General features: G+C 32.7%; 10 protein-coding genes. 3 read left to right on the top strand and 7 right to left on the bottom strand.

The window, feature by feature from the left end; genetic code table 11:
* Positions 1-335: 335 nt before the first annotated feature.
* The 4 genes from vraR to KA858_RS09335 are packed head-to-tail and all read right to left on the bottom strand — an operon-like array spanning position 336 to position 3,113.
* Positions 336-965, bottom strand: coding sequence for a response regulator transcription factor VraR (vraR, locus tag KA858_RS09350; protein WP_070855030.1), 630 nt, complete (start codon positions 963-965; stop codon positions 336-338).
* A complete protein-coding gene (gene vraS / locus KA858_RS09345; RefSeq protein WP_210135529.1) occupies positions 955-2,004 on the bottom strand; it encodes a sensor histidine kinase VraS in 1,050 nt (349 codons plus the stop codon). The genes vraR and vraS overlap by 11 nt, the downstream gene beginning before the upstream one ends.
* Positions 2,001-2,702: a cell wall-active antibiotics response protein VraT gene (gene vraT / locus KA858_RS09340; RefSeq protein WP_053030371.1), complete on the bottom strand. Its 702-nt coding sequence runs from the start codon at positions 2,700-2,702 to the stop codon at positions 2,001-2,003. The genes vraS and vraT overlap by 4 nt, the downstream gene beginning before the upstream one ends.
* Positions 2,703-2,726: 24 nt before the next feature.
* A complete protein-coding gene (locus KA858_RS09335; protein WP_107630255.1) occupies positions 2,727-3,113 on the bottom strand; it encodes a hypothetical protein in 387 nt (128 codons plus the stop codon).
* Positions 3,114-3,300: 187 nt separating this feature from the next.
* On the opposite strand from KA858_RS09335, the gene KA858_RS09330 reads away from it, so the two are divergent.
* Positions 3,301-4,311, top strand: a complete 1,011-nt coding sequence (locus KA858_RS09330) for a HoxN/HupN/NixA family nickel/cobalt transporter (RefSeq protein WP_210135528.1) — start codon at positions 3,301-3,303, stop codon at positions 4,309-4,311.
* Positions 4,312-4,873: 562 nt separating this feature from the next.
* Here the strand turns inward: KA858_RS09330 and map are convergent.
* Positions 4,874-5,626, bottom strand: a complete 753-nt coding sequence (map, locus tag KA858_RS09325) for a type I methionyl aminopeptidase (RefSeq protein ID WP_210135527.1) — start codon at positions 5,624-5,626, stop codon at positions 4,874-4,876.
* A 147-nt stretch (positions 5,627-5,773) separates the two neighbouring features.
* Here map and KA858_RS09320 point away from each other — a divergent pair, with 147 nt between their 5' ends.
* A complete protein-coding gene (locus KA858_RS09320; protein WP_053030375.1) occupies positions 5,774-6,763 on the top strand; it encodes an FUSC family protein in 990 nt (329 codons plus the stop codon).
* 62 nt (positions 6,764-6,825) lie between these two features.
* Here the strand turns inward: KA858_RS09320 and gatD are convergent, their stop codons facing one another.
* Together gatD and murT are read right to left on the bottom strand one after the other, a co-directional pair.
* Entirely contained in the window at positions 6,826-7,548 is a 723-nt protein-coding gene (gene gatD / locus KA858_RS09315; RefSeq protein ID WP_053030376.1) for a lipid II isoglutaminyl synthase subunit GatD, read from the bottom strand.
* A gap of 2 nt (positions 7,549-7,550) precedes the next feature.
* Positions 7,551-8,861 (bottom strand): lipid II isoglutaminyl synthase subunit MurT, encoded by a 1,311-nt coding sequence (murT, locus tag KA858_RS09310; RefSeq protein WP_210135526.1) that lies wholly within the window; start codon positions 8,859-8,861, stop codon positions 7,551-7,553.
* Between the two features lie 194 nt (positions 8,862-9,055).
* Here murT and ftnA point away from each other — a divergent pair, with 194 nt between their 5' ends.
* Positions 9,056-9,556 carry an H-type ferritin FtnA gene (gene ftnA / locus KA858_RS09305; RefSeq protein ID WP_053030378.1) on the top strand — a complete coding sequence of 167 codons (501 nt, stop codon included), beginning with the start codon at positions 9,056-9,058 and terminating at the stop codon, positions 9,554-9,556.
* Positions 9,557-9,767 lie beyond the last annotated feature (211 nt).

The raw sequence follows: 9,767 nt of genomic DNA, 5'->3' as shown, positions 1-9,767 counted from the left end.
CTTCGTATTGTTGGCTCGCTTTCTTAGGGGACAGCTTCAGCCTGTAGTCTTCTAAAGAAATTCTTAGATGCATATTCACTCATTATAGTTGCGACGCTTTCCTGTGGGAAAGGCTCTAAAGTAGTTCTTTGATTTTAATCATTAGAACTACTTACTTAAGTGTTTAAACACTTAAGTTCCTCGACCCCAACTTGCTTTGTTTGTAGATTTTCATATTGAAAATCTACAAACAAAGCAAGCTGGGAGTGGACGACGAATTTAAAAGAATTCTGTCCCACTCCCTCATTAATAATCAACGCAAGCGTCTCGTCACAATACGTTGTATTTATATGTTTTTATTGAATTAAATTATGTTGGAATGCATAAATTACAGCTTGCGTTCTATCTTGCACTTCTAATTTACTCAATATATTACTTACATGTGTTTTTACAGTTTTAATTGTGATATGAGAAGCACTTGCAATTTCTTGGTTAGAATAGCCTTTAGCAATTAATAATAAAATTTCCATCTCTCGTTCAGTCAGCATTTCATATAGCTCTGCACGTTTTTTCATTCTATTACGCATTTTAACTAAAACTTCAGGTTCGAATACAGATTCTCCATTATACGTTTTACGTACTGCATCTGCAATATCGCTCGCACTGGTTGTTTTTAAAATATAACTATCTACACCAGCATCTAAGGCTCTGTATACCTCTTTATCTTCAATAAAACTTGTTAACATAACGACTTTAATATGTGGTAAATCTTTTTTTATTTGAGTAGTAGCTTCTACCCCATCCATGTCATCCATTAATAAATCCATGAGAATTAAATCCGGTTTAAGTTCATGCGCTTTCGCAATTGCATCTTTACCTGACGCCCCTTCTCCAACTATTTCAATGTCAGATTGTGTTGATAAATAACTTGATATCCCAATTCTAACCATTTCATGGTCATCCACGAACAAAACTTTAATCGCCATAATTATCATCATCCTCCTTATTTAATGGTGCCTTTACTTCTATTCTTGTTCCAGAATCTGGCAATGATACGATATGAAATGTCGCACCGATTTCTAATGCACGTTCTCTCATATTTTTCAATCCATAACTTTGTTCTAATTTCTCATCAACATTAAAACCTTTACCATTGTCTTGAATTCGAAGTAATAAATAATCTTGTTGGTTAAATAATTCAACCGTCACTTTTGTACCGTTAGAATGTCTCAATGTATTAGAAATCGCTTCTTGCGTTATTCTAAACAAATGATCTTCAATGCCTTTAGGCACCTTGAAATCTTGTATATCGTGAATCACTTTCATAGGCACTTTCTTCTGTAGATCGATGACTAAGTCTTTAATACCTTCACCTAAAGATTTATCTTTTAAGCCTAAAGGTCTTAAATGAAGTAGCAGTGCACGCATTTCTAATTGTGATTCTTGAACCATTTTCTCTAAGACTGGAATCTGTTGGTCAAGTGGTGCTTCTAATTTTGTTTCTTTGATTGCAGATAACATCATACTTGCAGCGAAAAGTTGTTGACTAACGGAGTCATGTAACTCTCGAGCTAACCTTTGACGTTCATCTTCAATGATTTTTTTAACTTTAACGTCATTCATATTGTAATTTTCATTAGTTAAATTTTGTGTTTTCATTCGTAGACGATGTAGTTCTTGGTTTAAAGGAACTAACGTTTGATAGATATCAATCGTTTCATTGTAAAGTTCAATATTTTGATCGTTAATACCTACCGTTTCACCTTCTATAGCATGTTCAATTTGTGATTTAATCCACGTATTTTGTTGATTAATTTTGTATGCGAGAATTGAACCTACGATGATACAAAGTAAAATGATAACTAAATTTAAAAATAAGAATACAGGTATACCAAAAATTTGTGTATAGAACATACCTTGAAAATAGATAATATTAACAAATACTTTATCTATAAATAAGAACGCGGTTAACATGCTATAGATGAGTATAAGCATTGAACCGATAGCTCTTAAATAGTGATTCATCGATAAATCACCTCAACATCTCCGATAAATGTTGAAACATAAATATTGACGTTATAATTTTCTTCTTTGGGCTTCTCTTCAACCTGGATATGGTTATTTTCAACTTTATAAGATTGGCCATTTAAGTATGCATTTCCATATAAAGCAGCCATGTGTAAGTTAATATTATAATTCAATGGTACCACTAACTGAATTTTCCCTAAAATATGTCTTACAACAATTGTATTATTTTCTTTAATATTCGCAGCTTTGGTCATATCAATGTGAATATCCCCAACACCATGTTGAATTTGCACATCTTCCCATTTATACACATACACTGGTGTACGTTGCTCACCAAACCATTTTTGCTTTATAAACTGAGGAGATGTTACTTCATCCTCTGAAGCAATTACTTTCAATGGTTTAAATTTAAAAATAAGGTATCTTATAATAACAATAACCAGAAAGACAAATAAAATAATAATAGTATATTTATTTGAAAGTAAAGTAAACGCTATAAGCAAGGCGCCAATCCAAAACGCTAAGAGACCCCTTACTTTATGAAAGTAAAGGTATCCTACATAAACTAATATACATCCTAAAAGTAATACGAATAGATAACCAATTTTTTCGAAAAAGATGTAATAAAAATTTGCAATAATCATTAAAGCGGTAAATATGATTAATAATTCTGTCGAAATATATTTTCGAGTCAATGTGTCGCCTCCTATCCCTCTTAATTAAGCTACTACACTCATTTGTTCAATTATGTCACATTCGCCTTGAGTTGTAATTTTTTCTTTAGAACAGCGATGAATATCTGCCTCTATTCTTGCACAATACGCTTCAAATAGATCCAGTTGTTTTTTAAGGCTTTCAATTTCATAATTATTAATTTCCTGAGCATGTTTAATGTTATAAGTGTTAGTTATATCAATATATTTATTTTCTAATGTTGCAGATAAACTGTCAATCAACTTATTCATTTGCGTTTTCTTAGCTTTTAAATATTCAATATAATTTTCAATGTTTTTTAATTTTTCATCTAAACTAATTTGATAATCACTAATGTTTCGTTTAATAATCACTTTAAGAAAATGTTTTAAATATAAGTCCATATAATTCATAGAACCACCTCGTCCTTGATTAAGCTTAATTATAGTTCAAAGTGGTATAAACGCACATAGGCTATGGGGCCATCTTGTTCTCATACTTTAGTACGATGTTGCTTCATTTCATTATAAACTTAATTTTATATTAACCATTTTTAAGTGTATGATTAAGTATATTTATTCTAGAAAGAAGGTAACATCAATGACTCAAGCACATCATCATCTGAATTGGCTCCCCTACATTATTATCGTTATTTTTCTGCACATTTTAGGTTTCAGTTTCCTTTGGTTAGCAAATTCTAACCATCTACTTCTAGGTATGGGTATCCTCGCATATACACTGGGATTGCGCCATGCATTTGATGCCGATCACATTGCTGCGATAGACAATACTGTACGTAAATTATTACAGCAACAACGTAGTCCTGTCGGCGTAGGCTTTTATTTCTCCATTGGACACTCTACAGTCGTCTTTCTTATGTCTGTTTTCTTAGGTATTTCTGTAAAATGGGCAAAAGACGCGTTGCCACATTTTCAAGAAATTGGTGGTATTATTGGTACAATTGTTTCAGGAAGTTTTTTAATTCTAATTGGTATATTGAATCTTATCATATTGGTATCCTTAATTACACTTTTCACAAAATTAAGAAATGAACATATAAATGATAATAAATTAAATGATTTATTAGAGGCACGTGGATTGATTTCTCGTATCGTTGGCCCCTACTTTAAACTCATAAATCGTAGTTGGCATGTCTTGCCCCTTGGTTTTTTATTTGGCTTAGGATTTGATACTGCAAGTGAAATTTCTTTACTTGCGTTATCTTCTGGTGCGTCTCAACAAGCAATTTCATTTATAGGTATCTTATCCTTGCCTATACTATTTGCTGCAGGCATGAGCTTACTTGATACGTTAGATGGTATATTGATGACCTCTGCCTATAATTGGGCCTTTTTCAATCCTATTCGGAAAATTTATTACAACATTACAATTACTGCCATCTCAGTTATCGCTGCATTGTTAATCGGTACTACAGAGTTACTTCAAATCATTGCAGAAAAATGCCAATTAAGTGGTACTTTCTGGACATTCATCGCAAATATCCAGTTTGATTATTTTGGTTATATTCTGGTCGTTTTGTTCTTAACAAGTTGGCTCATTTCTTCCTTAATATGGAAATTTGGCAAAGTTGAACAACGATGGACCAAGTAAACATGTTTCAATGGAAGTGGGACAGAATTATTTTTGAATTCGTCGTCCACGCCCAGCTTGCTTTGCTTGTAGAATTTCTTAGTGAAATTCTCTTTGTTGGGGCCCGCCCGCAAGGATGACTAGAACTGAGAATAGCTTGATTTAAGCGCCTTTTCAGTTCAGTCATCTACTGCGAATTTGCAAAATAGCTTCATTATATTATTTATGTCCCAGCTTCTTTTTAAATTACCTGCGACAAATGAAGGTCGCATAGTTAACATATCTTTAATTGGTAGTCTCGTTATCCATCTCTTAATGAACTATACAGATACATACATACGGATAAATAAACACGTTTATACTAGTCATTGATAAGTGGCATTAATACGCACTTGAGAAAATGAACAAACCCGTTTGCATTTTAAAAGCAAAGTAAATATAAAAAAGACAATTTCTATAGTGAATGCACTCATAAAGTTAAATTTTAAGATTAACTATTAAGATGCATATCAAAACTCACTAGAAATTGTCTTTTTTACTTATATATACTCACATTTAGCCAATTAAAGATTTACTTCTAAAATTAGTCTATTTTAGTCGTTAATAATGGACCATCTTTAGTAACGATAACCGTATGTTCAATTTGGGCTACATAACTTTTATCTCTTGTTTCAAATGCCCATTCATTCTTACCTTCTGTTACGAATGTTGCTTTAGAAGAAATAAACGGTTCTACTGCGATGACAACCCCTTCTTTAAGCAACGTTTTATCTTTAGGGTCATAATAATTCATTACATGATTAGGTGCTTCGTGTAAAGATTGACCTACGCCGTGTCCTGTTAAATTCTTGATGACAGTTAAATCATTTTGACGTGCAGTTGCATGCACAGCTTTACCAATATTACTTAATTTAGTTCCTGGTTTAACCTTTGCCATCGCATTTTCAAATGCCATTAATGCAACGTCACATACTTTTTGTTTAAGCGGATCACTTGCTTCACCCACAACAAAAGAAATACCAGTATCTGCGTAATAGCCATTTTTTAATGCTGATACATCAATATTAACTAAATCGCCTTCACGAATGATTCGTTTACCAGGAATGCCATGTGCAACTTCTTCATTTACACTAATACATGTTTGTCCAGGGAAATTCTCATCATGAATAGGTGCTGAAATAGCGCCATGTTCTTCAAATAAATCTTTAGCAATATTGTCTAATACTTTAGTTGTGATGCCAGGTTTAGTAGCTTCTTGCATCGTATCCCTAACCTTAGCACAAATGTAACCTATTTCTTTTAAGGCTTGTAATTCTTCTTCTGTTTTTACAATCATAATATCCCGTTCCTTTTTAATTGTGATTACATCTTATTATACCAAAAAAATTTTGATATACTAAACATACAAAAAATGAAGTGAAAATAATTTACTTATTAAAGAAACATATTAATGTTATTTTCGTACAACGAGAGGATTTATCATATGGATAAATGGTACAAAAGAATTATTGGCGCTAGAACCATTAAGACTGGTTTAGCCACTTTTTTAACATCGCTATTTTGTTTGATGCTTAATTTAACTCCTATCTTTGCGATATTAACAGCTATTGTAACAATCGAACCTACAGCCAAAGCATCATTAAAAAAAGGGTACAGAAGATTGCCAGCGACAGTCATTGGTGCATTATTCGCTGTTATTTTTACATTTATTTTTGGAGATCAATCAGCATTAACCTATACATTTAGTGCACTGTTCACCATTTTAGCTTGTACAAAATTAAATTTACAAGTTGGTACGACCGTTGCGGTATTAACATCAGTTGCTATGATACCTGGTATACACGATGCCTATTTCTTTAACTTCTTCTCAAGATTATTAACAGCATTGATTGGTTTGGTCACAGCAGGATTAGTTAATTTTGTTGTTCTTCCTCCCAAATATTACCAACAAATTGAGGATAATTTAACACAATCAGAATATAAAATGTATGAGTTATTTTCATCAAGATGTAATGAATTATTATTAGGAAAATTTGATTCAGATGCTAGTAATGATTTATTAAATAAGCTAATGGGTGTGATTAACAAATCTGAGACATTAACTGGTTATCAAAAAGATGAACTACGCTACCATAAAAATAAAGAAGATGAGTGGAAACGGTTGAAACAGATTTCGAACCGTTCATATATTGACCGATTACTTGCGACCCACCTGTCAAATATCATTTATTTACCTAAGCATATTCATTTAGTATTTACGCCTGAGGAAAAAATGGCAATTATTAAAATCAGTCATAGTGTCAATAATATAGTCAATAGCGATCATTTCGAACCACATCGTTCATCTGCATCAACACTCAAGTCTTCTGTTAAGCGATTAGAAGAGTTTGATCAAAATCAAATAAAAAGTCATATCATTTATGAAATACTTTTAATTTATAAATTATTAGATAGTAGATACAATGACAAATAAATAAGACGTACTGGATTCATACGAAGTTCCAGTACGTCTTTTTACTAATTAATAGTCAACTATTATTTATTCTTAGATGAACGTTCAATAATAACACGCTTAGCTGCTTCTTCTTCAGTGTTATCTAGTTGTTTAGGTTCAAACGGTATACCTTTACGTTCACAGGCTTTTTCTAATAAATAATCCGTAATTTCATGATTTTTAGGTAAAATAGGTCCATGTAAATAGGTACCTAGTAAGTTTTTATAGTGGATACCTTCTTGTTTATCCTCATCATTATTTCCATATCCTACTGTAACGTGTCCTAACGTACCGTAATGATGATGTGTACGTCCACCATGATTCTCAAAGCCAACTATTGTACCAAATGTATCACTCTCAATGACGATATCGCCAGTTAATCGTTCAGTACGTGATTCAGTATAAAAATCTAATATACCTAATCCTTCAAGTTCAGTGCCATCAGGAGTAATATATTTTGTTCCTAAGAATTGGTAGCCGCCACAAATGGTTAGGCCTGGCATACCATCTTCAATTGCATCTTTAAGTGTGGTCTTCATTTTGCTTAATTCTTTAGTCGCAATACTTTGTTCTCTATCACTTCCACCACCAATAAAGAAGATGTCACAGTTATCAAGCGTCACACCTTCAGTTTGGTTAACCTCAACAACATTTAATTGAATATTACGTTTCTTTGCTCTTTGTTTGAGTGCAATAATATTTCCAATATCACTATATAAATTTAATTTGTCTGACATAAAATGATAAACGGTTAATTCATTCATATTTATTGCCCTCCTGTAAATGAACGATTAAGTTGTTCTAACATCGGAGATAATGACGTGTAGTTAGGAATTGCGACTGTAAATCCTTCATAGTTCATAGTCAATGCTGTTGCTTTATAGATATCCTTTTCAAGGATGATAGGCACAGTCACTTCAGCCAATTTCAGACGTAGTTGCAATTCTTCAGCTCGAGTTCCTGTTACTATAATCGTTTCTATATTTTGTTCGCTTAACTTCTCAAAATCAGCGTCATAAATCCATGACGTATCGCGACCATCTGCCGCATTATCATTCAAACTAATAACATATACCTTCTTACCTTCCAATTGTTCGCCCACAGACAAACTTGCATTCATGCCAGCGGGATTCTTAGCAAGGTTAATCATAGCCTCTTTATGATTGAGTTTGAAATACTGCATACGTCCATTATCTGATGTGTATGATTCAAACCCTGTTCGAATCGAATCATCATTAAGACCTAATTCTCTTAATACTGTATATGCCGCTAATGCATTATACGCATTAAAGTCACCGGCAATTTTCATATTAAATGTAGTATCACCAATATTTAATTCTAAGAATGGAGATGCAGAGAATGATGTTACTTCGTATTTCGGTAATTCTCGTTTGAATCCACATGAACAATGGTAATGACCAATTTGGTTATAATGAATGTAATCATATACTAATAGTTTGCCACAATTAGGACAATATTTACTCTCATTCATTGTACTTTGCTCAAATTCATGTGCATGTGCTTTCATGCCATAATAGACAATCGAATCACTAGCGATTTTGAGTCGACTAACAAAAGGATCATCTGCATTAAGTAACAATTTGATTCCCTTATTACTAATAGACTTTGCAATATTATTTACCATTATATCGATTTCACCAAAGCGATCCATTTGATCACGGAAGAAATTTGTAAAAATCATCATTGATGGTGTCACTTCTTTTAAAACACGTGGTATTGATCCTTCATCAATTTCAATGACAGCTACTTTAGTATCTTTAGTGCTTTGCATGATAAAAGCAGATGTAATACCTGCCGCCATATTAGCACCTTCATTATTATGTATGATATCAATGTGATTTGCTTTTAAAGTATGTCCTATAAGATTAGATGTAGTCGTTTTACCGTTCGTTCCGCTAATAAAAACGATATCATCAACTTTTGCAGCTAATTTTCTTAATATATTTTGATCCACTTTGCGGGCAACTTGTCCAGGTAAGTCAGTACCTTTTTTCCCGGCAGCGATACTAGCCTTACGTGCCAATTTCGCTAAGTGCGTTGCAGTCCATTGTCTCATGTGCTTCCTCCTCATATAAATCACTTGAATAATTATAACACGTAACGGGTATAACAAAAAACATTCTCAATTAAAAATAACAAGTTACATCCTAGATTATAATAATTATTATTTACTAATGAGAATAGATTTGTTATACTCTTTATGAACAAAGACAAAATAAATGACAAATTTTTAATAGAGGTGACTTAATTATGTTAAGTAAAGACTTGTTAGAAGCACTTAATGATCAAATGAACCATGAATATTTCGCAGCGCATGCTTATATGGCAATGGCAGCTTATTGTGATGACGCTTCATATGAAGGTTTCGCTAATTTCTACATTCAACAAGCTAAAGAAGAACGTTTCCACGGTAAAAAAATCTATGATTACATTAATGACCGTGGTGAACACGCTGAATTCAAATCAATTCCAGCACCTAAAACTGAATTCAAATCAATCCTTGAAACATTTAAAGATGGATTAGCACAAGAACAAGACGTAACACGTCGTTTCTATAATTTATCTGAAATTGCTCAAAAAGATAAAGACTATGCTACTATCTCATTCTTAAACTGGTTCTTAGATGAACAAGTGGAAGAAGAAGCAACTTTTGAAACACACATTGATTATTTAAATCGCATTGGCGATGACTGCAATACATTATATTTATATGAAAAAGAATTAGCAGCACGTTCATTTAATGAAGAATAATGCTTTCCTTATTAAATCTAGACACGATATAGATAAGACTATATCTGAAAATAATCGATAGTTGACTGCTACTGGAAAGGCACTTAACTCAAGCTTTTTCAGTTCTAGTTAACCTTGCATGCGGGCCCTAGCTAAAAGCATTTCACTAAGAAATTCTACAAGCTAAGCAAGCTGGGAGTCGGGGCCCCAGCAAAGAGAATTTCACTAAGAA

Origin of the sequence: Staphylococcus sp. GDX8P80P (assembly GCF_017893095.1) — a bacterium.
In the GTDB taxonomy this organism is placed as follows: Bacteria; Bacillota; Bacilli; order Staphylococcales; family Staphylococcaceae; genus Staphylococcus; species Staphylococcus borealis.
Note: the sequence above shows the minus strand (reverse complement) of the source record. Positions and strands in the feature narration are given on the sequence as shown.

Excerpts from the sequence above, each read along its gene's own strand:
- vraR (WP_070855030.1), bottom strand. The coding sequence starts at position 965 with ATGGCGATTAAAGTTTTGTTCGTGGATGACCATGAAATGGTTAGAATT.
- vraS (WP_210135529.1), bottom strand. The coding sequence starts at position 2,004 with ATGAATCACTATTTAAGAGCTATCGGTTCAATGCTTATACTCATCTAT.
- KA858_RS09335 (WP_107630255.1), bottom strand. The coding sequence starts at position 3,113 with ATGAATTATATGGACTTATATTTAAAACATTTTCTTAAAGTGATTATT.
- KA858_RS09330 (WP_210135528.1), top strand. The coding sequence starts at position 3,301 with ATGACTCAAGCACATCATCATCTGAATTGGCTCCCCTACATTATTATC.
- map (WP_210135527.1), bottom strand. The coding sequence starts at position 5,626 with ATGATTGTAAAAACAGAAGAAGAATTACAAGCCTTAAAAGAAATAGGT.
- KA858_RS09320 (WP_053030375.1), top strand. The coding sequence starts at position 5,774 with ATGGATAAATGGTACAAAAGAATTATTGGCGCTAGAACCATTAAGACT.
- gatD (WP_053030376.1), bottom strand. The coding sequence starts at position 7,548 with ATGAATGAATTAACCGTTTATCATTTTATGTCAGACAAATTAAATTTA.
- murT (WP_210135526.1), bottom strand. The coding sequence starts at position 8,861 with ATGAGACAATGGACTGCAACGCACTTAGCGAAATTGGCACGTAAGGCT.
- ftnA (WP_053030378.1), top strand. The coding sequence starts at position 9,056 with ATGTTAAGTAAAGACTTGTTAGAAGCACTTAATGATCAAATGAACCAT.